The following is a 23,386-nucleotide window of genomic DNA, read 5'->3' as shown; positions in this document are numbered from 1 at the left end:
CCGTTTAGAGGCACGCTTCCAAGCTGTATGGCCCGGGTTTTCCGGACCTCCTCGGTGAGGTGTGTCATGGCTAATGATTTGCTGTTTCAGGGTGGTGTGCTGCCGACCGATCCAACCCGTCCGGTGCCCGGCACGGACGAGCCGACGCTGGCCGATCACGATGCGCCGCCGGGCATGAGCCCGGGGCGTGATCCGCTGAGTGATGCCGATCGGCCGGAAGACTGGAAGGATCCACCGGCTGCCGATGATGTGCCGTCGGCGGATGAGCCGACGCCGTTGTCGGATGACAGGCGCTGAGGCTAACTCGGCATGAGATATTTATAGTTTGTACCGAACCTTTTGCGAGCAAGCCCGCTCCCACAGGTAGAGCGCATCCCCCTGTAGGAGTGAGCCTGCTCGCGATGGGGTCATCAGCCTCAGTAAAATACCTCGATCAGACCTCAACCGGTCGACCCTCCACCCGCCGCTCCAGATTCAACGCCAGCACACTGAACAACACCACCGCCGCGCCAATCAGAACCATCAGCGCCGGCTGCTCGCCAAGGCCCACTGAAGCAATCCCCATCGCCGTCGGCGGTATCAGATAAAGCGTCATCGTCGCCCGGCTCAAATCCACATGCCTGAGCACAAAGCCCCAGGCCAGATAGGCCAGTGCACTGGGAAATACCCCTAGCGCCAGCACCGCCCACTGCACTCGAAGCGGTGCTTTGACTACCGCCGCACCCAGCCCTGGCAGATAAATCAGCAATAGCAGCGTCCCCGACCACACCGCATAACAGGCCAGACTGAAGCCGTCATAACGCCGGGCGTGATGTTTTTGCAGGGCGAAATAAACGCTCCATGACAGCGCCGCCAGTAGAATCAGCAAGCCATGCGCGTCGATCTGCCCCAGACCCTGATCGGCGCTGACTACTATCACCACGCCGACCAGTCCCAGCAACACGCAGCCCCAACGCCAGACACTGACCTGATCTTTGAACACGTAGCGTGCCAGCAGCGTACTGAACAACGGGCTCGACTGCGCCAGTACGCTGGAGGCGCCGGCACTGACGCTTTGCTGGCCGATGTTCAGCGCCACGTGATGCAGGCTGACGGCAAAAAATCCCAGGGCGAACAACAGCGGCACGTCGCGCCGTTGCGGCAGGCGAATGCCATTGAACGCCGCGATCACAGCCATGAACAGCGACGCCAGGAGAAACCGCAGTAACGCCAGATGCCCGGGGTCGTAGGCCAGCAGGCCGATGTGAATGCCGGTCGGCGAATAGGCCCAGCAGCTGACCACGAAGGTCATGGCCAGAATGATTTTCAAGGGAGAAGGAGACGGCATGATCGGCGCACCGCAGGGGTTGATGCGTCGAGTATCCGGGCGGCCAACAAGTCTCCACAACTGACTTATACTGCGCTGAATGTTCACTTTGAGTGATGAGTATGGAGCTGGCGCAGATCCGCATGTTCAAGACCGTGGCCGACGAGGGCAGCATTGCCCGGGCCGCTGAAAAGCTGTTTTGTGTACCGTCGAACATCACCGCACGGATCAAGGCGTTGGAAGCGGAACTCGGTGTGGCGCTGTTTCTGCGCGAGGGGCGCGGGCTGCGGATCAGCCCGGCGGGGCAGACGTTCCTGGCGTATGCCGAGCGGATTCTGGCGCTGACCGCCGAAGCCAAGCGCGCGGTGGATCCCGCCGCCGAACCGTCCGGTCCGCTGCGTATCGGCGCGATCGAGTCCTCGGCCACCGGGCGTTTGCCGCGGCTGTTGGCCAAGTTTCACCAGCGCTATCCTCAGGTGGCGCTGGAGTTGACCACTGGCACCTGGGGCCAATTGCTCGACGATACCGTCAGCCATCGCCTGGACGGCGCCATCGTCGCGGTGGACGTCGAGCGCGCGCAACTCAAACGCACGCCGATGTACCGCGAGGAGCTGCTGCTGATTGCTTCGACGTCGTTCGGCCCGGTGCGTGACATCCACGACTTGCAGGATAAAACCGTGTTCATGTGGCCGCAGGGTTGCCCGTATCGGGCGGCGCTGGAGCACTGGTTGTTGCGTCAGGGACAGGCGCTGCCGATTGTCAGCCTGGCGAGTTACGGGGCGATTGTCGGTTGCGTGAGTGCTGGCGCCGGCGTGGCATTGGTGCCTAAAGGCGTGTTCGAGCAATACGCCAAAGGCGCTGGATGCGTGGGCTATGAGTTTCCTGAGCTGACTGCGATCGACAACCTGTTTTACTGGCACGAAAACGCCGGGGTACACCCGGCGCGTGAGGCGTTCGTGGCGATGTTGCGCGAGGAATTCCTCTGAATACAGTGCTTCACTGTGGCGAGGGAGCTTGCTCCCGCAAGAGTGCGCAGCACTCTCAAAAAAAGCGATGATTGCGAAATCTTGGGGGCGCTTCGCCACCCGGCGCGAGCAAGCTCGCTCGCCACCGTTTATCCACGTATTTCAGTTCGATTGAGCAGTCAGGTCGCGCATCAGCAGGCCAAAGCGTAGATCTACTGCATCCGGAATTGGCAGGTAAACCGTGTGCCCGTCGCCGGGGGCGACTTCAATGGCTTCGCCCCTGGCACTCTGCAACTGGTGCAGATCGAAGTGGAAATTGCCCTTCGGAGTCATCAATTCCAGATGATCGCCCAAGGCAAAACGGTTCTTCACCTTGACCTCGGCCAACCGGTCGCGGCGCTCGCCGGTGAGTTCGCCAACGAACTGCTGGCGCTCCGACACCGAGCTGCCGTTCTGATAATTCTGGTATTCGTCATGCACATGGCGGCGCAGGAAACCTTCGGTGTAGCCGCGCTGGGCCAGTGATTCCAGGTCGGTCATCAGGCTGCGATCAAACTCGCGCCCGGCCATCGCGTCGTCAATTGCCCGGCGATAGACCTGAGTGGTGCGTGCGCAATAGAAGTGCGACTTGGTGCGGCCCTCGATCTTCAGCGAATGCACGCCCATGCGTGTCAGGCGCTCGACGTGCTGCACGGCGCGCAGATCCTTGGCGTTCATGATGTAAGTGCCGTGCTCGTCCTCAAAAGCCGGCATCAACTCTTCGGGCCGATTGGCTTCCTGCAGCAGGAACACCTGATCGGTCGGCGCGCCGATACCGAGGGTCGGCTCAAGCTGGAAGGTCTGCACGATCTCGCCGAGCTGATTTTCGGTGGCATCCTGCGCCGAATATTTCCAGCGACAGGCGTTGGTGCAGGTGCCTTGATTGGCGTCGCGCTTGTTCATATAGCCCGACAGCAGGCAGCGTCCGGAGTAAGCCATGCACAGCGCGCCGTGGACGAACACTTCCAGTTCCATGCCCGGCACCTGCTCGCGGATTTCACCGATTTCTTCCAGCGACAGCTCCCGCGACAGGATGATCCGGCTCAGCCCCTGTTGCTGCCAGAACTCGACACTCGCCCAGTTCACCGTGTTGGCCTGCACCGAGAGGTGGATCGGCATCTGCGGAAAGTGCCGGCGCACCAGCATGATCAATCCCGGATCGGACATGATCAGGGCGTCCGGTGCCATCTCGATCACCGGTGCCAGATCTTTGAGGAAAGTCTTCAGTTTGGCGTTATGCGGGGCGATGTTGACCACCACGTAGAAGCGCTTGCCCTGGGCCTGCGCTTCGCGAATGCCGAGGGCGAGGTTGGCGTGGTCGAATTCGTTGTTGCGCACCCTCAGGCTGTAGCGCGGCTGCCCGGCGTAAACCGCATCGGCACCGTAGGCGAAGGCGTAGCGCATGTTCTTCAGGGTGCCGGCAGGGGCGAGCAGTTCCGGGGCGGCGAGGGGGAGTTCTGGCTTCATGGCGGCATCGGTCGCAAAAGCGCGGCAGGGTAGTGCAGTGGCAAGTGCGGTTTATTGATCTGGATCTACGTTTGAGTCAGCGAGGCTGATCTGTGCAGCTCATTTGTGTAGGTCCTGCACAAATCATGTGGCGGTTTCACTGTGTTCGGTGCGACGGTGGCTTCTTAACATTCGCTCATCAAATCAACCGAAACAGGACTCTCCCATGCAGAACTTTACTCGTCGCTTTCTCACCGCTTGTGCGTTTTCCGGTGTCTTGGCCAGCACCGGGGCAATGGCTGACAGCCACCCGACCATTCGTGCGATGTCCGGCGCCACAGCGGCCGATCATTTGCCGGCCGGCAAATCCGCGCTGGTGGTGATCGATTTCCAGAATGAATATTTCAGCGGCCGGATGCCGATCCCGGACGGTGCCGCCGCTCTGGCGAAAACCCGTGAGCTGATCAGCTTCGCCGACAGCCACAAGATCCCGGTGTATCACGTGCAGCACGTCGCGCCGGCTGGCTCGCCGGTATTTGCCATCGATGGCGAGACCGTTAAATTTCACAAGGACATGCAGCCACGCCCGCAAGACGTGGTTCTGCAAAAGACCACGGTCAGCGTATTTGCCAGCACCGACCTTGACGAACGCCTGAAGAAGGCCGGCATCAATACGCTGATCATTTCCGGGTTGATGACTCACGCCTGCGTCGCCGGCGCCGCGCGGGATGCTGCGCCGCTGGGTTACAACGTGATCGTCGCCTCCGACGCCTCGGCCACCCGTGCGATTACCCGCGTCAATGGCTCGTCCATCGACAAGGATTCCCTGCACCAGGCTGCGCTGGCGGAAGTGGAAGACACCTTCGGTGACGTCATGACCACCGAGCAGATCGTCAAGCTGCCGGTGCGCTGAATGCTGGCCGTGATCGGCAACTATGCTCCATGAATAAAGATGGCACTCGTGCGCGTCCCGGCGGACTAAGGATCGGGGCGTGCACGACGCCTGACTGACATGGATCGGACATGAACGAAAAAAGCCTTCAATTCAAATCCCTCACGGTACTGCTGGTATTGGTGACGGTCGCTTTCATCTGGATTCTGCTGCCGTTCTACGGCGCGGTGTTCTGGGCGGTGATCCTCGGCATCCTGTTTGCGCCGATGCAGCGCCGGTTGCAGCAGAAGTTCGGCTGGCAACGCAATCTGACTTCTCTATGCACCCTGGGCATTTGTCTGGTGATCGCGATTTTGCCGGTGATCATCCTCAGCGTGTTGTTGGTCCAGGAAGGCGCGACGCTGTACACCAACATCGAAAGTGGCCAACTGGACATCGGCGCCTATATAGCGCAGTTCAAACACAGCCTGCCGCCGTACTTCCAGCATCTGCTCGATCGCTTTGGCATGGGCGAACTCAATGGTCTGCGCGAGAAAATCGTCAAGGCATCGATGCAGGGCAGTCAGGTGCTGGCGAGTCAGGCGTTCAGTTTCGGTCAAGGCACATTCGAGTTCGTGGTCAGCTTCGGCATCATGTTGTACCTGCTTTTTTTCTTTTTGCGTGACGGCGCCGAACTGGCGCGCAAAGTGCGCACCGCCGTGCCGCTGGAGGAACACCAGAAACGTCGTTTGCAGTTGAAATTCAATCGTGTGGTGCGCGCGACGGTGAAGGGCAATCTGGTGGTGGCCATCACTCAGGGTGCATTGGGCGGGGCGATTTTCTGGTTTCTCGGCATCCCCAGCGCATTGCTGTGGGCGGTGATGATGGCGTTTCTGTCGCTGTTGCCGGCGGTGGGCGCGGGGATTGTCTGGGCGCCGGTGGCGGTGTACTTCCTGCTCAGCGGGATGATCTGGCAGGGTGTGGTGCTGGGATTGTTCGGGGTATTTGTAATCGGTCTGGTGGACAACGTGCTGCGCCCGATCCTGGTCGGCAAGGACACGCGCATGCCGGATTACATGATCCTGATCTCGACCCTCGGCGGTCTGGCGGTGTTCGGCCTCAATGGTTTCGTGATCGGACCGCTGATCGCGGCGCTGTTCATGTCGAGCTGGGCGCTGTTCATTGAGACCAAACCGAAAATCCAGCTGCCTTAGGCGTGGAACGGGGTGCTGACGATTTTCCGCGACAACGCCTGCGCCGCCGGTAATGACGTGAGCGGGCCGCTGATCGGCTCGCCATCGCGCACCAGATACCAGCAGGCGAGCAATCCCGATGCTCTGAGCGATGCGGGAACAGCGCTGCCAACTACCGACATGATTTGAACCTGAGCCATGACAAGTACCTCCATCAATCTGTGGAGCTACCTTAGGGATTCGCTGCGCTCAGGGACAATCAACGCTTTCGATAGTGGTCATTGATAACAGTGAGGGCTGTTTCAATCGACAACCTGGTCGAGCATGTGCACCACTTCGCGCTCATTGAGCAAGCCCTTGTGCACCAGATGCTCCGCCAGCAGCGAAAGAAACTTGGCGCAGCGGTGGCCTTCCAGGTGCTTGAGCTCAGTCAGCGTGTTGTACACCTTGCCTGAGGTGCATAAACCGACAATGCGATGCGGGTTTTGTGTAGGCATATCGTCGTCCTTGTTGTTATCAACCTGTTGTTTACGGACGGATTCAGATTGCGGCTCCGTCATGACAAATAGATGACCGTTTTCCCCAGCATCAGGAAAGGGCGCTGTATTCATCATGCCGATTCTAGTCGCCAGCATTGTCCTGGTAGCGACCTTCGCAAGATTTATTCAGACATACCTGAACGAAAACAGGCCCCGCCTTGCGGCGGAGCCTGTTTCATTTACAGCCTTTACGCTACAGACGTCGGCCTTAGTAGCGAGGCTGAACGTAATAGCCCGGTGGCTGGTAGTAAACCGGTGGAGGTGGTGGCTGGTAGTAGACCGGTGGCGGTGCGTAAACCGGCTGCGGCTGTACATACACCGGTTGCTGTACGTAAACCGTGCGCGGTGAGGACATCACCGAACCCGCTACCACTGCGCCCAACACTGCACCGACAGCGGCCGGACCAACCCAGCCAGCGTGCCCGCCGCCCCAGCAGCAGCCGCCGTGACCGTGATAATAGTAACCACCGGCTTGCGCCTGTCCGGTAACAGCCAATGCACCGATCAGCAAAGCTAAGACAGGAAGTTTACGGATCATGATAATTCCTCGTTATTCAACCCGGCGCTTGAATCTGCAATTAGACCCAAGGACTATCGCGGGGATACTTCTAAGACAACGTGTTTTTGTAAATCAGCACAGCGTCTGGGTAAAGTTTGTGTAAGGTCTGTACCGGCTTCTTTACCGTAGGGCCAAAGCCTCGCGAAGCCCGTTGCAGATAGTGCTTATGATCGTTCACAACACGATGGAATGGCTAACTCCGTCCATCCGAAAGTCGGTTTTCAGGAGAAGTTTCATGCAGATGAATCCCAACAAAGACACCCAGCTGTGCATGTCCCTGTCCGGGCGCCCCGGGAACTTCGGTCTGCGGTTTCATAACCATTTGTATGAGCAGTTGGGCCTGAACTTCTATTACAAGGCGTTCAGCAGTCAGGATCTGCCGGGGGCCGTTGGCGGGATTCGTGCGCTGGGGATTCGCGGTTGCGGTGTGTCGATGCCGTTCAAGGAAGCGTGCATCGCGCTGGTCGATGAACTGGATGCGTCGGCGGCGGCGATCCAGTCGATCAACACCATCGTCAACACCAACGGCCACCTCAAGGCCTACAACACCGACTACATCGCCATCGCGCAATTGCTGGAAACCCACGCGGTGCCGAAGGATTCGACGTTCGCCCTGCGCGGCAGCGGCGGCATGGCCAAAGCGGTGGCCAGTGCCTTGCGCGATGGTGGTTACAGGAATGGGTTGATCGTTGCGCGCAATGAGCGTGCCGGACGGGCGTTGGCGGATTCGCTGGGCTATCGCTGGCAGGCGGAGCTGGGCGAAGAGCGGCCGCAGATGCTGATCAACGTCACCCCGGTGGGTATGGACGGCGGCCCGGAGGCCGGGCAACTGGCGTTCGAGCCTGAAGTGATCCAGTCTGCCGAGACCGTATTCGATGTGGTGGCGATTCCGTCGGAGACACCGCTGATCGTGCGGGGTCGGGCCGAGGGTAAAAAGGTCATCACTGGGCTTGAGGTCATTGCGATCCAGGCGCTGGAGCAGTTTGTGCTGTACACCGGGGTGCGGCCGAGTGAAGAACAGTTTGCGGCAGCGGTGGCGTTTGCTCGCAGCTGATCATTGAGTTTTGCGCTGAGCCAGCGGGCCCCTTCGCGAGCAAGCCCGCTCCCACAGAGGAATGCATTTCAATGTGGGAGCGGGCTTGCTCGCGAAGACTGCGACTCGGTTGTGAGTCGGGATGCCTATACTGCGGCCTCAGCAAGCCAAGACTTGCCCCTCACAAAAACCTGATCGAGGCGCCACCATGCATCCGCCCATCCTCAACCTGCACCAGGTCGAACTCGAAACCCTGCCCGAAGCTCTGGCCCCGGAAGGCGAAACCGCTGGTCGCTATCAACAACGCATGGCCCGCATCGGCCAGCATCTCGGCGCACAGAAGCTCGGTTATCGGCTCTATGCCCTGCCGCCGGGCATGCGCGGCAGTCCGTTTCACAGCCATCGGGTCAACGAAGAGATGTTCTACGTGGTAGCCGGGGAGGGCGAGGTGCGGCTGGGTGCCGAGCGCTTTCCGATCCGCGCAGGCGACGTGATTGCCTGCCCGCCGGGCGGCCCGGAAACCGCGCATCAGATCATCAACACCAGCGACGCGGAGCTGCGTTACCTCGCGGTCAGCACCCAGCAGCAACCGGATATCTGTGAGTACCCGGACTCCAACAAATACGCGGTGATGGACAACTTCAAGGTTGATGCCGAGGGCAATACGTCAGGCTTTGTTGCCGTGGCGCGGCAGGCGGACGGGGTGGATTACTGGGAGGGTGAATAAACAGACCCTGTGGGAGCGGGCTTGCTCGCGAATGCGGTGGGTCATTCACAGGGATGTGACTGACACGGCCTCTTCGCGAGCAAGCCCGCTCCCACAATAGGATTGTGGTGATTATTCGAGACGCGCCAGACGTTCTTCCAGCGCTGCAATCCGCGCTTCCAGTTCTTCGATGCGCTCAACCGAAACACCGCCGCTAGAGCGTTCCCCGGGATTCTGCCGCGCCGCCAGGATCGCCTCAATATCCGCCGGATCGCCCAGCGCATGGGTGTAGCGGTCTTCGCGTTGCCCGGCCTGACGCGGAATCAACACCGCCAGCCCGCGCGCGATCAGGCGTTCAAGCTGATGCACCACCTGCTCGGCATCTTCGAAGTCATGCATGCGACCGCTGCGGGTCAGCAGCTCATTGACCGTTTGCGGGCCACGCAGGAACATCAAACCGGTGAGAATCACTTGGGCCGGCACCAGTTCCAGCGCCTTGTCGAGCTTGTGCTCCCAGCGATCGGCGCGACTGCCCATGACCAGTTTGGCGTAACCGTGGCTTTCCAGCGCCCGCAGGCTCTGGCCAACCTGGCCTTGAGTCAGGTTCATCACCGGCTCGCGGCTGGTTTTCTGATTGCAGGCCAGCACCAGTGCATTGAGGGTCAGCGGGTAGGTTTCCGGGCTGGTGGCCTGTTTTTCGATCAACGAACCCAGAATGCGGATTTCCGTGGCGTTGAGCCGGGGTTCGTCGGTGGTGGTTTCAAGTTCGGTGGTCATCGCGCGTTCCCTCTGCAGTCGAAGGCGCCTAGCCTAATCCTTGGCTAACAAAAGGCAAGCCGTGTGGTCATCAAGCATGGCTATAATCGCCTCCACGTTCCACCCAGCCATCATACGAGACTGCCATGACCATTTCCCTGTACGCCGCATCCGTCCCGGTTTTTCAACAAATGCTCAACGCCCTGAGCGATGTCCTGAAAAAGGCTGAAACCCACGCCACCGAGAAAAACATCGACCCGAACGCCTTCCTGCAAGCACGCCTGTACCCGGACATGTTCCCGCTGGTGCGTCAGGTGCAGATCGCCGTCGACTTCGCCAAGGGTGTTTCCTCGCGTCTGGCTGAAGTCGAAATTCCGAAATATGACGACACCGAAACCACCTTCGCCGAGCTGCAGGCGCTGATCGCCAAGGTCCTGGCTTACATCGGCGAGATCAAGCCAGAGCAGATCAACGGCAAGGAAGGTATCGAAATCGTGACCCGTCCGGGCACTCCGAAAGAGAAGCGCTTCAGCGGCCAGGCTTACCTGCTGAGCTACGGTTTGCCGCAGTTCTTCTTCCACGTCACCACCACCTACGCGCTGCTGCGTCACAACGGTGTTGAAGTGGGTAAACGCGATTTCATGGGCGCGTACTAAAACACCCAGCTACAAAAAAGCCCGCCAAGGTTTACGCCTTGGCGGGCTTTTGTTTTTTGTAGGGGTTATGCGGTGCGCTGGGCTTTCGCCTCTTCACCCAGGCAAGCCGCCGCCGTAAATAGCACATCGGTGGACGAATTCAGCGCAGTCTCCGCCGAATCCTGCAACACGCCAATGATGAAGCCCACCGCCACCACCTGCATGGCAATCTCGCTCGGAATGCCGAACAGGCTGCACGCCAGCGGAATCAGCAGCAGCGAACCGCCGGCCACACCCGAGGCGCCACAGGCACAGATCGCCGCGACGACGCTGAGCAGGATCGCGGTCGGGATGTCCACGGCAATGCCCAGCGTGTTCACCGCCGCCAGGGTCAGCACGGTAATGGTGATCGCCGCGCCGGCCATGTTGATGGTCGCGCCCAGCGGGATCGATACCGAGTAGGTGTCTTCATGCAGGCCCAGACGCTTGCTCAGTTCCAGGTTGACCGGAATATTCGCCGCCGAGCTGCGGGTGAAGAAGGCGGTGATCCCGCTTTCGCGCAGGCACTTGAGGGTCAGCGGGTACGGGTTGCGACGCAGTTTCCAGAACACGATCAGCGGGTTCATCACCAGGGCGACGAACAGCATGCAGCCCAGCAGTACGGCCAGCAGATGTGCATAACCGATCAGCGCGCCAAAGCCCGAGGTCGCGAGAGTCGAGGCCACCAGACCGAAAATGCCCAGCGGCGCGAAGCGAATCACCACGCGCACGATCAGTGTCACGCCGTTGGACAGATCGCCGAGCACTTCGCGGGTGGTGTCACCGGCGTGGCGAATGGCAACGCCCATGCCGATCGCCCAGGCCAGAATGCCGATGAAGTTGGCATTCATCAGGGCGCTGACCGGATTGTCGACCACGCTCAAAAGCAGACTTTGCAGCACCTCGGCGATGCCGCCCGGCGCGGTGACTGACACGTTGTCGGTGGACAGCACCAGATGCGAGGGGAATGCCATGCTGGCGACAACCGCGACTACGGCTGCGGCGAAGGTGCCGAGCAGGTACAGGAACAGGATCGGTCGAATGTGGGTTTCCTGACCGTGCTTGTGGTTGGCAATCGACGCCATCACCAGCACGAACACCAGAATCGGCGCCACGGCTTTCAGCGCCGAGACAAACACTTTGCCGATGAACGCCGAACCTTTCGCCGCTTCCGGAGCGAACAGCGCCAAGGCAATACCGGCAATCAGGCCGATCAGGATCTGTGTGACCAGGCTGAGGTTTTTCAGGCGTTGCAGGAGAGAAGGGGATGAAGCAGTCATAACGGCATCTCTGTTTTTATACGGTTCAGGGTTGCGTGAAACCGGTGATACATCGGGGGCAGGTCACCGGCACGAAACGAAAGGGCTGACGCGACATCAACGCCATTAAACTGGTCGTTGATCAGGGTGTACGTTTTTCGGGGCGCGGACTTTATCACAGGGCAGGCCTTATCCTTCAGGCCTGTGACGATCTGCCACCGGATTGATCGGCAAGTCGGCAGGTTTGTGCAAGTCAGCCCGGAAACACTCTGTTAAGATTCGCCATCCTCATTTTCATAGTCTGCCAGCGGGCCTCTCGGTCATCGCTGGTGTCGTCGTTTTGCTGGAGTTGCTCATGCTGTTGCCCATTCTTCTGTTGTCCGCCGCCGGCTTCACGGTGCTGACCACGGAATTCGTCATCGTCGGCCTGTTGCCGGCAATCGCCCGAGACCTGGCGGTGACCATTCCGCAGGCCGGTCTGCTGGTGACTTTATTCGCTTTCACCGTGGCGATGTTCGGTCCATTCTTGACCGCGTATTTCGCCCGCTTCGAGCGGCGCAAGCTGTTCATCACCATTCTGATCATGTTCGGCCTGGCCAACACGGTGGCGGCGCTGGCGCCGAACATCTGGGTCATGGCGATCGCCCGGTTGATCCCGGCGCTCGGTCTGCCGGTGTTCTGGGCCTTGGCCAGTGAGACGGCGGTGGACATCGTCGGCCCGGATTACGCTGGCCGTGCGATTGCCAAGATCGGCTTCGGCATCGTTTGCGCGACGGTGTTCGGCATTCCGGTGGGCACGTTGATTTCCGATGCGTTCGGCTGGCGCAGCGCGTTCGCGATTCTGGCGGTCATCGCTTTCGCCAAGGCCTTGTTGCTGTTTGTGTACCTGCCGAAAACCAGCCTGCACCAGCATCAGGTCAGCTTCGCCTCGCAGTTCAAGATCCTGCGCAACCCGCTGATGATCGGCCATGTTGTGTTGTCGATTCTGGTGTTCAGCGGCATGTTCACGGCCTACACCTATCTGGCCGACATTCTTGAACGGCTGGCCGGGTTCAACGGCACGGTGGTTGGCTGGTGTCTGATGGGCTTCGGTGCGGTCGGGCTGATCGGCAACTCGCTGGGCGGCCGCGCCGTGGATCGACATCCGCTGGGCGCTTCGGTGCTGTTCTGCGCGTTCATGATTGCCGGCATGGTGTCGCTGGTGCCGAACATTCATTCGACGGTGGGACTGGCGGTGGCCATGGGCATCTGGGGCATCACTCAGGCTGCGCTGTTCCTGGTCAGCCATGTGCGTCTGATGAAAGCCGCGCCGCAGGCACCGGCGTTTGCCGCTTCGTTGAATATCGCCGGGGCCAATCTCGGGATCGGCCTGGGCGCGATGATCGGCGGTCGGGTGATCGATAGTGCCGGCCTCGGCTTTCTGGGGTTCGCCGCTGCCGGATTCATTCTGTTGTCGGTGTTCCTCGCCATGGTATTGATGACGCTCAAGCCGCGCGAAGAGTGCGCGCAGGCTTCATAACGCGGTAAACAGCTCGCGTCGGGCACCTTCGGTAATCGCAACGATGCCGGGGTGCTTGACCTTGCGCTCCACCGAAATGGCATAGAACGACTCAGTCACCGCGTCGGTCTGGCCAATCACTTCGACGCCGTACTGGCGTCTGACTTCATCGGCAATCACGCTCGGACCGATGAAAATCCCGCTGCCCGATTGGCCGAAGGCCTGCATCAGGGCGCTGTCATCGAACTCCCCGACGATTCGCGGCTGGATCTGCTGCTCGGCGAACCAGCGCTGCAAACGGCTGCGCACCACGGTTTCCGCCCCGGGAATCAACAGCGGTGCGCCGTTGAGGTTGCGCGGAAAATCCTCCCCGTATTGCGCCGCAAGTTCTGCGGTGGCGAAGAAACTGATCCCGCATTCGCCAAGCTTCTGGCTGTAGCCCTTGATGTCGAGGTGCGACGGCATCGGGCTGTCGGAAATCACCAGGTCCAGACGCTGGATCGCCAGATCCGCCAGCAGACGTTCGAGTTTGTCCTCGCGGCAGGTGATGCGCAGCGGCTCGTTCAGCTCCATGGTCGGTGCGATCAGGCGATAGACGATGGATTTGGGCACCACATCCGCCACGCCGACGCGAAACAGGATCTGCTGTTCATTGGGCTGGGCGCGCAGCATCAATTCCAGCTCGCCGCCCAGCTGGAACATTTGCTCGGCGTAGGGCAGGGCCTGACGTCCGGCCTCAGTCAGCTCAAGCTGCCGGCCGACCCGTTGAAACAGTTCAATGCCGTAGGTTTGTTCGAGCAACGAAATCTGCCCGCTGATGGTTTGCGGCGTCAGGTTGAGTTGCTCACAGGCACGCACGATGCTGCCGGTCTTGGCGACCACCCAGAAGTAATGCAGTTGTCGGTAATTCAGCATCGAGCAATGACCTCTGTGTGGATTGTGCTGGATTCGTAAAAAACGAAGTATAGTCGCTAAAAATACGAATTTTCCTGAAGTGTTTGTCTCCCTAGAATGCCCAGCCATCGACGGGCGGTCTGTGACCCTGTCTGTTCATTCGAAGGAAAGCCTCATGAAATACACAATCCCTGCATTGATGTTTACGTCTTTACTGCTTATGGCCGGTTGCGATCAGGCCGAGAAAAGCGCCCAGCAATTGATGGGCAAGGCTGCCGAAAGCGCCAAACAGGCAATCGACGATACGCACAAGGCTGCTGAACAGGCGCTCAGTGACGCCACCGGCGGCCTGATCGAGAACAAAGAAGCACCGGAAAAAGATGCGGAAAAATCCGAATCGACCTCCAAGAACATCTAAACCGTCATACAAAGAGTCAGGACTGACCCATGGAATATCTGTTAGAACTCGCCGCCAGCCCCGCCGCCTGGGTTGCTTTGGCCACACTGGTGGTGATGGAGATCGTGCTCGGCATCGATAACCTGATCTTTATTTCGATCCTGACCAACAAACTGCCCGTGCAGCATCGGCAGAAGGCGCGTCGAATCGGTATCGGCATGGCGCTGATCCTGCGTCTGGCCCTGTTGAGCACCATCGCCTTCATCGTGCAGTTGACCGCCCCTGTGCTCGAAATCATGGGTCAGGCGTTCTCCTGGAAGGACATGATCCTGATTGCCGGTGGTCTGTTCCTGGTGTGGAAAGCCACGACCGAGATCCATCACAGCATGGACCCGGCGCCGGAAGACCCGAAAACCGCGACATCGACTGTGACTCTGGGCTTCGCTGCCGCAATCGGTCAGATCCTGATGCTGGACATGGTGTTCTCGATCGACAGCATCATTACCGCGGTGGGCATGACTGAACACCTGCCGATCATGGTAATCGCGGTGGTGGTGTCGGTGATGGTGATGCTGTTTGCGGCTGAGCCGCTGGCCAAGTTCATCAACGACAACCCGACGGTGGTCATGCTGGCGCTGGGCTTCCTGATCATGATCGGCATGACGCTGATTGCCGAAGGCTTCGGCGCCCACGTACCGAAAGGTTATGTGTATGCGGCGATGGCGTTCTCGGCAGCGATTGAAGTGCTGAACATGATGTCGCGCCGGGCGAAGCAGAGGAAACTGGCTGAGCAGGCGTAATCGCTGACCAGTCAAAAGCCCCCTGAACCTTTGAGTTCAGGGGGCTTTTTTACGGGGGAAGGTTTTCGGCTTTCAGTGCGCGGTCGCGTGGCGTGCGTTGTGCTTTTGCGGAGTCTCGACCGCCACAGGCGGCAGCGGATGATGGTGGCGCCGGGCGATGCGCAGCACGCCCCACAACATGGCGGTGGCCACAGCCAGCCAGCCGGCAATCAGCATTACGATAGTCATGGTCAGGCTCATCAGTGCCTCCTCTTTGCCCTGCATCGGGCACCCACTTTTTTCATTTAAGTCTTTTTCACTGACAGTCTAGTCATTGGCGTGTTTCAAGCTATTGACCAAAGGTCGGTGGTGACCAATCACTTTGCTCTATGTAACCACTGCATCTGCCGTTTAAGGCTATACCGCTGACCTGTGTCGACCTATGATCGGGGCTTTGCCGGAACAAGATGACCGGCGTCTGAACAGAGAGCGATGATGGGCCAGGTATTTTCTCGAATTCGTGCGGCATTGCTGGTAGCCGGTTGCGCGGCGGTGTTGGCAGGGTGTGCGGGCAGTGTGGCGCCGCAGGTCAAGCGCTTGCCGGAGCGGGTCGAGCTCAGTGGTACGTTTTATCGCGGCGAGGCTAACCAGAGCGGGCCGCAGGTGTTGGCGAGCCTGTTGTCGCAGCAGGGCATCGTGATAACCCCGGGTTTGCTGGAAAAGCCGCTGCATCTGCCGGGCGCCGAAGACAAGTTGCAACAGAACCTGCAGAGCCTCGCGCGTGAATACGGAATGGTCGTGTACCCGCTGGACAGCAATCTGCCAGCCTTGCTGACCCAGGTCGCGGCCGGCTATCCAGTGATGGTGCGATTCAGCGAGGGCTCGGCCTTCTGGGCTGAACCGCGTTACGCAATCCTCTCCGGTTACGACCGACGCAAGCAGAAAGTATTGTTGCGCGCCGGCATGAACCATCGCGAATTGATGAGTTTCAGTTCCTTTGAGTCGGCGTTCGAGAAGTCGGGTGGCTGGGCGGTGCTGATCCAGAAACCGTCGCAGATTCCCGCCGAAGTCGACCGTCAACGCTGGCTCAAGGCTGCGGACGAGCTGGCGCAGGCAGGGCAGGAACGTGAAGCTGCGCAAGCTAAAAAGGCGCTGGCAGCACATTAAACTTCCGTTCGTCATCTGCCGGGCACCCTCACGCCCGGCACGCCTCTTAATGATAGAGCCCGAATTGGCGGGTGATTCAGGAGGCGAGCATGGCAGATTCCCCATCCCCCAAAGGCCCGCACTCGAGCGAGCATTCCTCTGGTCACGAGCTGGGCTTCGACCCGGATTCGCCGGACCTCGACGATCCGCAGGTCGATCCGGTTGGCCCCGCCAAGGCGCCGAAGGACGTGGAGTCCGGCGAAGACAGCAAGCGCCCGGCCAAACCCTATGACCCGTTAGCCGATCTGAAACCTTGAAGTGAGGTGCGTATGAGTACCGATTCCAGTTTCGACGATAAGCATCCGGACAGTGTGCCGACCACGCCCGAGGAAGAGCTGGACCCCGTGCTGGACCCTGACAGCCCGCTGCGTGATCCGCTGGCGCGGCCTAATGTGATGACGCCAGATCCGAGCGCTGGTGACGGCATTCCGGACGACGACAAAATGCCGTTACCCAATGATTGAATAACGGGTATTCAACAATTGGCTGAATACCTCTGTGGCGAGGGAGCTTGCTCCCGCTGGACTGCGCAGCAGGCCTTTTCTTGTTAAAAAAGAAGGTCCGCTACGCGCCCCAGCGAGAGCAAGCTCCCTCGCCACAGTTGAGTGCGTCGTTTACTTGGAGGCTTCGACCACGCCGCTCTGGCGACCCTTGAGGTTTTTCTCCGCCTTGTATTGTTGCGCCACCGCCGGCACGTTGGTACTCCTGCCGGTTTCCATCCAGCTGCGGATACGGCTGGCGTCGGCGAAGTGGGTGTACTTGCCGAACGCATCGAGAATCACCAGAGCGACCGGACGGTTGCTCATCCGCGTCACCAGCACCAGGCAATGGCCCGCCGGGTTGGTGAAGCCGGTTTTAGTGATCTTGATGTCCCAGTCGGCCTTGTTCACCAGATGGTCGGTGTTGCGAAAACCCAGGGTGTAATTGGGTTTGCGGAACGACACGGTTTTTTCCTTGGTGGTGGTCAACTCGCTGAGGATCGGATGCTTGCTCGCGGCCACCAACAGTTTGCTCAGGTCGCGGGCGGTGGAAACGTTGCGTTCCGACAAACCGGTCGGCTCGACGTAGTGAGTGTTGGTCATGCCCAGCGCTTTGGCCTTGGCATTCATTGCCGCGATGAACGCGGCATAGCCACCCGGATAATGGTGGGCGAGGCTGGCTGCTGCGCGGTTTTCCGAGGACATCAGGGCAATCAGCAACATCTCGCGACGCGGCAGTTCGCTCTTGAGTTTGACTCGGGAGAACACGCCTTTCATTTCCGGCGTGTGGCTGATGTCGACGTCGATCCATTCGTCCATGTTCTGGTGCGCCTCGACCACTACCAGGCCAGTCATCAACTTGCTCACCGAAGCGATCGGCACGATCACATCCGGGTTGCTCGAATAGATGACTTTATTGGTCTGCAAATCCATAAGCAGGGCGCTGCCGGAAGCGATCTTCAGTTGCGAAGCGTCGCGCGGCGCGGCGGTGGTTTCAGCGGCGTTGACGGTTGGCGTGACGAATGTGCCTGAAAAAGCGAAAAACAGGCTCAGGATCGAAAGACGAATTTTCACGCGGGCGAACTCATAAAGGTTGGATATTCCGTTATTTTGTAACGGGTTATTTCTTAGAAACGGCGCATTTTAGGAGTATGGCTGAAGAACTGTCGATGGTTGTTTGAATGACCTGAAAATCTCGTGAAAAGGCCTGTGAAAAGAGGGGTTTCCGTCGAACGGTTAGAGTTTTTTCTCAGGAACAAAAAACCCCGCACGCGGCGGGGTTCCTGTTTTGCGAAAAAACGACTCAGGCGTGCAGGGTTTCTGCCGCGTAAAGAGTATTTTCCAGCAGGCAGGCGCGGGTCATCGGACCAACGCCGCCCGGTACCGGAGTAATCCAGCCGGCGCGGGGCAGGGCGGTTTCGTACACCACGTCACCGACCAGCTTGCCGTCGTCCTGACGGTTGATGCCGACGTCGATCACGATCGCGCCTTCCTTGATCCACTCGCCCTTGACCAGACCTGGCTTGCCGGCGGCTACCACTACCAGGTCGGCACGACCAACGTGGCCGGCCAGATCCTTGGTGAAGCGGTGCGTGACGGTCACGGTGCAACCGGCCAGCAGCAGTTCCATCGCCATCGGGCGACCGACGATGTTGGACGCGCCAACCACCACCGCATCCAGACCATAAAGGTCAACGCCGGTGCTTTCCAGCAAGGTCATGATGCCTTTCGGAGTGCACGGGCGCAGCAGCGGAATGCGTTGGGCCAGGCGGCCGACGTTATAAGGATGGAAACCATCGACGTCTTTGTCCGGGCGGATGCGCTCCAGCAGTTTGGAGGCATCCAGGTGCTCCGGCAGCGGCAATTGCAGCAATACGCCGTCGATGGCCGGGTCGTCGTTGAGGCGATCGATCAGATCGGTCAGCGCTTCTTGAGTGGTTTCGGAAGGCAGGTCGTAGGCTTGAGAGAGGAAGCCGACCTCTTCACAGTCTTTACGCTTGTGCGAGACATAAACCTGAGAGGCAGGATCGCTGCCGACCAGGATCACCGCGAGGCCGGGAGTGCGCAGGCCTTGCTGGCGACGCTCGGCAACTCGTTGGGCGATCTGCTGGCGCAGGCTGGCGGCGATCGATTTGCCGTCGATTAGTTGTGCAGTCATTGCGCGTGATTAACCATCGAGAGGGGAAAAAAAGAGAACGCATTCTCGCATGTCAGGCGGTGAGGGCAAAGGCGCTTGGTCAGCAAATTCCCCTAACTCCTTTAATTAAATGAATTTTTTTCAAAAAAGATTTGACGACCTAAAGGTCGCTCTATACTATTCGTCGCACTTGTCGGGCACAGCCTAGCACTGGTTAAGAAGGTCGAGCGGAATTACGGTTCTGCGAAGCTGGAAAGCACTTAGTTTGTAGTCCTCCAAGGGTACAGATTAACAAGGCGCCCGTAGCTCAGCTGGATAGAGCATCCGCCTTCTAAGCGGATGGTCGCAGGTTCGAGTCCTGCCGGGTGCGCCATTAGGCAGCTTTGGCACAAGTAACGCGATATGGTGGGCGTAGCTCAGTTGGTAGAGCACGGGATTGTGACTCCCGTTGTCGTGGGTTCGATCCCCATCGTCCACCCCATATTTCGAAAGGCGCCAGATGTAACAGTCTGGCGCCTTTGCTTTAAAAAGCTTCATCTGCGGATGTGGTGGAATTGGTAGACACACTGGATTTAGGTTCCAGCGCCGCGAGGCGTAAGAGTTCGAGTCTCTTCATCCGCACCAATTAAAGCTTCATTCATGCCGCAGGCCTGATGAAGTTCAGCAAAGAAGTTGAATGGCTTTTTTGTGACGCAATATGGTGGGCGTAGCTCAGTTGGTAGAGCACGGGATTGTGACTCCCGTTGTCGTGGGTTCGATCCCCATCGTCCACCCCATATTTCGAAAGGCGCCAGATTTAACAGTCTGGCGCCTTTTTTGTTTTACGGCTTGTGGTTTGTTGCGCTGGGTTTCGGCTCGAAGGGCGAGGCGTTTCGTCGTGTTCAGGGGCTTGCGGCCAGCGTGCCGACCACCGGCCATGTTCGCTGGATCGGCCGTCAGGGAGATGGCTCGCGGTCTCTTCTATATATAGAAGCGGTTGAAGCAGAGCCCTGGCGTGATGGTCTTTATTCATCTTCGGGGTGGAGTGCATTGATGCATTCACACCTATAAATGGCCTGCTGTTTTTTTACCCGTTTTCAGTAGGGTGACTTCTTGAGTTTGACCCACTAGAATGCATGCCCTTGATTCTGGGGTCGGAAACGGCCGGCTAACGTCTGTGCAACGAGGAATATCCATGCAAGTTTCTGTTGAAAATACTACTGCTCTTGAGCGCCGCATGAGCGTCACCGTGCCGGCTGAGCGCATTGAGAGCCAGGTCAACAAGCGTCTGCAGCAGACTGCCCAAAAGGCCAAGATTGCTGGCTTCCGTCCAGGCAAAGTGCCAATGAGCGAAATCAAGCGCCGTTTCGGTGCTGACGCTCGTCAGGAAGCTGTTGGTGATGTCATCCAGTCCTCCTTCTACGAAGCTGTGGTTGAGCAGAAGCTGAACCCTGCCGGTTCGCCTTCGATCGAGCCTAAGTCGCTGGAAGCTGGCAAGGACCTGGAATACGTTGCCGTATTCGAAGTGTTCCCTGAGTTCACCGTTGCCGGTTTCGACGGCATCACTGTCGAGCGCCTGAGCGCTGAAGTGGCTGACGCTGATCTGGATAAAATGCTGGACATCCTGCGCAAGCAGAACACCCGTTTCGAAGTGGCCGATCGTGCCGCTCAGAACGAAGACCAGTTGAACATCGATTTCGTTGGCAAGGTTGACGGCGAAGCCTTCGCTGGCGGCTCGGCCAAAGGTACTCAGCTGGTGCTGGGTTCCGGTCGCATGATCCCGGGCTTCGAAGAAGGACTGGTTGGCGCTAAAGCGGGCGAAGAGCGCGTTCTGAACCTGACCTTCCCAGAGGACTATCAGAACCTGGACCTGGCCGGCAAAACCGCCGAGTTCACCGTGACTGTAAACACCGTTTCCGAGCCAAAGCTGCCAGAGCTGAACGAAGAGTTCTTCGCTCAATTCGGCATCAAGGAAACCGGTCTGGAAGGCTTCCGCACCGAAGTTCGCAAGAACATGGAGCGTGAGCTGCGTCAGGCCATCAAGTCCAAGGTAAAAAATCAGGTTATGGACGGTCTGCTGGCCACCAACCCGATCGAAGTACCTAAGGCTCTGCTGTCCAACGAAGTTGACCGTCTGCGCGTGCAGGCTGTTCAGCAGTTCGGTGGCAACATCAAGCCTGACCAACTGCCGGCCGAGCTGTTCGAAGAGCAAGCCAAGCGCCGCGTAGTGCTGGGTCTGATCGTGGCTGAAGTGGTCAAGCAATTCGACCTGAAGCCTGACGAAGCCCGCGTTCGCGAAATGATCCAGGAAATGGCTTCTGCTTACCAGGAACCTGAGCAGGTTGTGTCCTGGTACTACAAGAACGAGCAGCAACTGAACGAAGTCCGTTCGGTTGTGCTGGAAGAACAAGTTGTGGATACTGTTCTGCAGAAAGCTAGCGTGACCGACAAATCGGTCTCTTACGAAGAAGCGGTCAAGCCGGTAGAAGCTCCAAAAGCCGACTGATTGTTTTTGCGTTAAGAAGTACACACATAAGCCAGCCTTCGAGCTGGCTTATGCGTATTCAAGACATAACTATTTGGGAGTGACTGCAGAGCATGTTCCGTAATTCGTATATTCAGCAGAACTCTGATATCCAGGCCGCCGGCGGCCTGGTCCCGATGGTTGTCGAGCAATCTGCTCGTGGCGAGCGCGCCTATGACATCTACTCGCGCCTTCTGAAGGAGCGTGTAATCTTTCTGGTGGGTCCTGTAGAGGACTACATGGCCAACCTGATCTGTGCGCAATTGCTGTTCCTTGAAGCGGAAAACCCGGACAAGGACATCCATCTCTATATCAACTCCCCGGGCGGTTCGGTGACAGCGGGCATGTCGATCTACGACACCATGCAGTTCATCAAGCCAAACGTATCGACGACCTGCATTGGTCAGGCGTGCAGCATGGGTGCATTCCTGCTGACGGCCGGTGCTCCTGGCAAGCGTTTCTGCCTGCCGAACTCGCGTGTGATGATTCACCAGCCTCTGGGCGGTTTCCAGGGTCAGGCTTCGGATATCGAAATCCATGCCAAGGAAATCCTCTTCATTCGCGAGCGTCTGAACACGCTGATGGCCAAGCACAGCGGTCGTACCCTTGAAGAAATCGAGCGCGACACCAATCGCGACAACTTCATGAGTGCAGAAGCTGCGAAGGAATACGGCCTGATCGACGAAGTCATCAGCCAGCGTCCTGCGTAAAATAAGCAGCTCAAAATAAGGTTGGTCGGCAGGTCCGACCACCAGCGGGCTTGAAAAAGCCCGCAATAGCCTTCATCTTGTGTTGCAAGCCTATCGGATTTGGATCGAACGAATGACTGACACCCGCAACGGCGAGGACAACGGCAAGCTGCTCTATTGCTCCTTCTGTGGCAAAAGCCAGCATGAAGTACGCAAATTGATTGCCGGCCCCTCGGTCTTTATCTGCGACGAGTGCGTCGACCTGTGCAATGACATCATCCGCGAGGAGGTGCAGGAAGCCCAGGCCGAAAGCAGCGCGCATAAATTGCCTTCGCCTAAAGAAATCAGCGGCATCCTTGATCAGTATGTAATCGGTCAGGAGCGTGCGAAAAAGGTTCTGGCCGTAGCGGTGTACAACCACTACAAGCGCCTGAATCAGCGTGACAAGAAGGCTGACGACGTCGAACTCGGCAAGAGCAACATCCTGCTGATCGGCCCGACAGGCTCCGGTAAAACCCTGCTGGCCGAAACACTGGCCCGCCTGCTGAACGTTCCGTTCACCATCGCCGACGCAACCACCCTCACCGAGGCCGGTTACGTAGGTGAAGATGTCGAGAACATCATTCAGAAATTGCTGCAAAAGTGCGATTACGACGTGGAAAAGGCCCAGATGGGCATTGTCTACATCGACGAAATCGACAAGATTTCCCGCAAGTCCGACAACCCGTCGATCACCCGCGATGTTTCCGGTGAAGGCGTGCAGCAGGCCTTGCTCAAGTTGATCGAAGGCACGGTCGCTTCCGTTCCGCCGCAAGGTGGCCGCAAGCATCCGCAGCAGGAATTCCTGCAGGTCGACACCCGTAACATCCTGTTCATCTGTGGTGGTGCGTTCTCCGGTCTGGAAAAGGTTATTCAAAACCGTTCCACCAAGGGCGGCATCGGTTTCAACGCAGAAGTACGCAGCAAGGAAGAAGGCAAGAAAGTCGGTGAATCCCTGCGTGAAGTCGAGCCTGACGATCTGGTCAAGTTCGGTCTGATCCCGGAATTCGTCGGTCGTCTGCCGGTGCTTGCGACGCTGGACGAGCTCGACGAGGCTGCGCTGATGCAAATCCTCACCGAGCCGAAAAATGCTCTGACCAAACAGTATGCCAAGCTGTTCGAGATGGAAGGCGTGGATCTGGAGTTCCGGACCGACGCACTGAAATCGGTCGCCAAGCGTGCCCTGGAACGTAAAACCGGTGCTCGTGGCCTGCGCTCGATTCTCGAAGGTGTGCTGCTCGACACGATGTACGAAATCCCCTCGCAGTCCGAGGTGAGCAAAGTCGTCATCGATGAAAGCGTGATTGAAGGCAAGTCCAAGCCACTGTATATCTACGAAAACAGTGAGCCGACGGCCAAGGCAGCGCCGGACGCGTAAGCGTCCACACTGCCGGAACACAGAAGGGGCCTTCGGGCCTC

The 23,386-nt window shown here is 58.7% G+C and carries 27 protein-coding genes and 4 tRNA genes; 20 read left to right on the top strand and 11 right to left on the bottom strand.

Annotation, left to right across the window (positions count from 1 at the left end):
* Positions 1-66 precede the first annotated feature (66 nt).
* Positions 67-297 (top strand): hypothetical protein, encoded by a 231-nt coding sequence (locus JFU48_RS26700; protein WP_201138190.1) that lies wholly within the window; start codon positions 67-69, stop codon positions 295-297.
* Positions 298-433: 136 nt separating this feature from the next.
* On the opposite strand, the gene JFU48_RS26695 is transcribed toward JFU48_RS26700, so the two are convergent.
* The gene (locus JFU48_RS26695; protein WP_201138189.1) at positions 434-1,327 is read right to left on the bottom strand and encodes a DMT family transporter; all 894 of its coding nucleotides are present in this window, start codon (positions 1,325-1,327) and stop codon (positions 434-436) included.
* A 101-nt stretch (positions 1,328-1,428) separates the two neighbouring features.
* On the opposite strand from JFU48_RS26695, the gene JFU48_RS26690 reads away from it, so the two are divergent.
* Positions 1,429-2,292, top strand: coding sequence for a LysR family transcriptional regulator (locus tag JFU48_RS26690; RefSeq protein ID WP_201138541.1), 864 nt, complete (start codon positions 1,429-1,431; stop codon positions 2,290-2,292).
* 141 nt (positions 2,293-2,433) lie between these two features.
* Here the strand turns inward: JFU48_RS26690 and trhP are convergent, their stop codons facing one another.
* The gene (gene trhP / locus JFU48_RS26685; RefSeq protein ID WP_201138188.1) at positions 2,434-3,777 is read right to left on the bottom strand and encodes a prephenate-dependent tRNA uridine(34) hydroxylase TrhP; all 1,344 of its coding nucleotides are present in this window, start codon (positions 3,775-3,777) and stop codon (positions 2,434-2,436) included.
* Between the two features lie 205 nt (positions 3,778-3,982).
* On the opposite strand from trhP, the gene JFU48_RS26680 reads away from it, so the two are divergent.
* Both JFU48_RS26680 and JFU48_RS26675 read left to right on the top strand, forming a co-directional pair.
* Complete coding sequence (locus JFU48_RS26680) at positions 3,983-4,669, top strand: isochorismatase family protein (RefSeq protein WP_201138187.1); 687 nt, start codon at positions 3,983-3,985, stop codon at positions 4,667-4,669.
* Positions 4,670-4,779: 110 nt separating this feature from the next.
* On the top strand, positions 4,780-5,841 hold the full coding sequence (locus tag JFU48_RS26675) for an AI-2E family transporter (protein WP_003223602.1): 1,062 nt from the start codon (positions 4,780-4,782) through the stop codon (positions 5,839-5,841).
* Here JFU48_RS26675 and JFU48_RS26670 read toward each other — a convergent pair.
* The 3 genes from JFU48_RS26670 to JFU48_RS26660 form a co-directional block, all read right to left on the bottom strand.
* Positions 5,838-6,020, bottom strand: coding sequence for a hypothetical protein (locus tag JFU48_RS26670; protein ID WP_201138186.1), 183 nt, complete (start codon positions 6,018-6,020; stop codon positions 5,838-5,840). The genes JFU48_RS26675 and JFU48_RS26670 overlap by 4 nt on opposite strands.
* Positions 6,021-6,122: 102 nt before the next feature.
* Positions 6,123-6,317, bottom strand: a complete 195-nt coding sequence (locus JFU48_RS26665; RefSeq protein ID WP_003223604.1) for a hypothetical protein — start codon at positions 6,315-6,317, stop codon at positions 6,123-6,125.
* A 250-nt stretch (positions 6,318-6,567) separates the two neighbouring features.
* Positions 6,568-6,897, bottom strand: a complete 330-nt coding sequence (locus tag JFU48_RS26660) for a hypothetical protein (protein ID WP_003223605.1) — start codon at positions 6,895-6,897, stop codon at positions 6,568-6,570.
* A gap of 256 nt (positions 6,898-7,153) precedes the next feature.
* Between JFU48_RS26660 and JFU48_RS26655 the strand changes: the two genes are divergently transcribed.
* The gene (locus tag JFU48_RS26655; RefSeq protein ID WP_201138185.1) at positions 7,154-7,972 is read left to right on the top strand and encodes a shikimate 5-dehydrogenase; all 819 of its coding nucleotides are present in this window, start codon (positions 7,154-7,156) and stop codon (positions 7,970-7,972) included.
* Between the two features lie 187 nt (positions 7,973-8,159).
* Positions 8,160-8,678, top strand: coding sequence for a cupin domain-containing protein (locus tag JFU48_RS26650; protein WP_201138184.1), 519 nt, complete (start codon positions 8,160-8,162; stop codon positions 8,676-8,678).
* 111 nt (positions 8,679-8,789) lie between these two features.
* On the opposite strand, the gene JFU48_RS26645 is transcribed toward JFU48_RS26650, so the two are convergent.
* Complete coding sequence (locus JFU48_RS26645; protein WP_003223608.1) at positions 8,790-9,434, bottom strand: YceH family protein; 645 nt, start codon at positions 9,432-9,434, stop codon at positions 8,790-8,792.
* Between the two features lie 125 nt (positions 9,435-9,559).
* On the opposite strand from JFU48_RS26645, the gene JFU48_RS26640 reads away from it, so the two are divergent.
* Positions 9,560-10,069, top strand: a complete 510-nt coding sequence (locus tag JFU48_RS26640) for a DUF1993 domain-containing protein (protein ID WP_201138183.1) — start codon at positions 9,560-9,562, stop codon at positions 10,067-10,069.
* A 65-nt stretch (positions 10,070-10,134) separates the two neighbouring features.
* Here the strand turns inward: JFU48_RS26640 and sstT are convergent, their stop codons facing one another.
* Positions 10,135-11,367: a serine/threonine transporter SstT gene (sstT, locus tag JFU48_RS26635; RefSeq protein WP_201138182.1), complete on the bottom strand. Its 1,233-nt coding sequence runs from the start codon at positions 11,365-11,367 to the stop codon at positions 10,135-10,137.
* A 334-nt stretch (positions 11,368-11,701) separates the two neighbouring features.
* Between sstT and JFU48_RS26630 the strand changes: the two genes are divergently transcribed.
* Positions 11,702-12,865 carry an MFS transporter gene (locus JFU48_RS26630; RefSeq protein ID WP_003223612.1) on the top strand — a complete coding sequence of 388 codons (1,164 nt, stop codon included), beginning with the start codon at positions 11,702-11,704 and terminating at the stop codon, positions 12,863-12,865.
* Here the strand turns inward: JFU48_RS26630 and nhaR are convergent.
* On the bottom strand, positions 12,860-13,759 hold the full coding sequence (gene nhaR / locus JFU48_RS26625) for a transcriptional activator NhaR (RefSeq protein WP_045122374.1): 900 nt from the start codon (positions 13,757-13,759) through the stop codon (positions 12,860-12,862). The genes JFU48_RS26630 and nhaR overlap by 6 nt on opposite strands.
* Before the next feature lie 154 nt (positions 13,760-13,913).
* Between nhaR and JFU48_RS26620 the strand changes: the two genes are divergently transcribed.
* Both JFU48_RS26620 and JFU48_RS26615 read left to right on the top strand, forming a co-directional pair.
* A complete protein-coding gene (locus JFU48_RS26620; protein WP_103521274.1) occupies positions 13,914-14,156 on the top strand; it encodes a hypothetical protein in 243 nt (80 codons plus the stop codon).
* A 29-nt stretch (positions 14,157-14,185) separates the two neighbouring features.
* On the top strand, positions 14,186-14,935 hold the full coding sequence (locus JFU48_RS26615; protein ID WP_103484112.1) for a TerC family protein: 750 nt from the start codon (positions 14,186-14,188) through the stop codon (positions 14,933-14,935).
* A 72-nt stretch (positions 14,936-15,007) separates the two neighbouring features.
* Here JFU48_RS26615 and JFU48_RS26610 read toward each other — a convergent pair whose 3' ends face one another.
* Entirely contained in the window at positions 15,008-15,163 is a 156-nt protein-coding gene (locus tag JFU48_RS26610; RefSeq protein ID WP_400496312.1) for a hypothetical protein, read from the bottom strand.
* 246 nt (positions 15,164-15,409) lie between these two features.
* On the opposite strand from JFU48_RS26610, the gene JFU48_RS26605 reads away from it, so the two are divergent.
* The 3 genes from JFU48_RS26605 to JFU48_RS26595 all read left to right on the top strand — a co-directional run bounded on the left by JFU48_RS26605 (position 15,410) and on the right by JFU48_RS26595 (position 16,584).
* On the top strand, positions 15,410-16,081 hold the full coding sequence (locus JFU48_RS26605; protein WP_201138180.1) for a peptidase C39 family protein: 672 nt from the start codon (positions 15,410-15,412) through the stop codon (positions 16,079-16,081).
* An 89-nt stretch (positions 16,082-16,170) separates the two neighbouring features.
* Positions 16,171-16,377 carry a DUF6021 family protein gene (locus JFU48_RS26600; protein WP_201138179.1) on the top strand — a complete coding sequence of 69 codons (207 nt, stop codon included), beginning with the start codon at positions 16,171-16,173 and terminating at the stop codon, positions 16,375-16,377.
* Positions 16,378-16,389: 12 nt separating this feature from the next.
* On the top strand, positions 16,390-16,584 hold the full coding sequence (locus JFU48_RS26595) for a hypothetical protein (RefSeq protein WP_003223623.1): 195 nt from the start codon (positions 16,390-16,392) through the stop codon (positions 16,582-16,584).
* A gap of 150 nt (positions 16,585-16,734) precedes the next feature.
* Here the strand turns inward: JFU48_RS26595 and pbpG are convergent, their stop codons facing one another.
* The gene (gene pbpG, locus JFU48_RS26590; RefSeq protein ID WP_003223625.1) at positions 16,735-17,673 is read right to left on the bottom strand and encodes a D-alanyl-D-alanine endopeptidase; all 939 of its coding nucleotides are present in this window, start codon (positions 17,671-17,673) and stop codon (positions 16,735-16,737) included.
* 229 nt (positions 17,674-17,902) lie between these two features.
* Positions 17,903-18,757 carry a bifunctional methylenetetrahydrofolate dehydrogenase/methenyltetrahydrofolate cyclohydrolase FolD gene (gene folD / locus JFU48_RS26585; RefSeq protein ID WP_003223627.1) on the bottom strand — a complete coding sequence of 285 codons (855 nt, stop codon included), beginning with the start codon at positions 18,755-18,757 and terminating at the stop codon, positions 17,903-17,905.
* A 275-nt stretch (positions 18,758-19,032) separates the two neighbouring features.
* Here folD and JFU48_RS26580 point away from each other — a divergent pair.
* The 7 genes from JFU48_RS26580 to clpX all read left to right on the top strand — a co-directional run bounded on the left by JFU48_RS26580 (position 19,033) and on the right by clpX (position 23,345).
* Positions 19,033-19,109 (top strand) — tRNA-Arg (locus JFU48_RS26580).
* A gap of 32 nt (positions 19,110-19,141) precedes the next feature.
* A tRNA-His gene (locus JFU48_RS26575) sits at positions 19,142-19,217 on the top strand.
* A gap of 58 nt (positions 19,218-19,275) precedes the next feature.
* Positions 19,276-19,360, top strand: a tRNA-Leu gene (locus tag JFU48_RS26570).
* Between the two features lie 76 nt (positions 19,361-19,436).
* Positions 19,437-19,512, top strand: a tRNA-His gene (locus JFU48_RS26565).
* A 398-nt stretch (positions 19,513-19,910) separates the two neighbouring features.
* The gene (gene tig / locus JFU48_RS26560; RefSeq protein ID WP_003223629.1) at positions 19,911-21,221 is read left to right on the top strand and encodes a trigger factor; all 1,311 of its coding nucleotides are present in this window, start codon (positions 19,911-19,913) and stop codon (positions 21,219-21,221) included.
* Between the two features lie 92 nt (positions 21,222-21,313).
* Positions 21,314-21,949 carry an ATP-dependent Clp endopeptidase proteolytic subunit ClpP gene (clpP, locus tag JFU48_RS26555; RefSeq protein WP_003223631.1) on the top strand — a complete coding sequence of 212 codons (636 nt, stop codon included), beginning with the start codon at positions 21,314-21,316 and terminating at the stop codon, positions 21,947-21,949.
* Positions 21,950-22,061: 112 nt separating this feature from the next.
* On the top strand, positions 22,062-23,345 hold the full coding sequence (gene clpX, locus JFU48_RS26550) for an ATP-dependent Clp protease ATP-binding subunit ClpX (RefSeq protein ID WP_003223632.1): 1,284 nt from the start codon (positions 22,062-22,064) through the stop codon (positions 23,343-23,345).
* Positions 23,346-23,386: the final 41 nt, after the last annotated feature.

Source organism: Pseudomonas sp. TH49 (genome assembly GCF_016650625.1).
Classification (GTDB): domain Bacteria; phylum Pseudomonadota; class Gammaproteobacteria; order Pseudomonadales; family Pseudomonadaceae; genus Aquipseudomonas; species Aquipseudomonas fluorescens_H.
The sequence above is the reverse complement of the archived record's forward strand: the minus strand, read 5'-3'. Positions and strand labels throughout refer to the sequence as shown.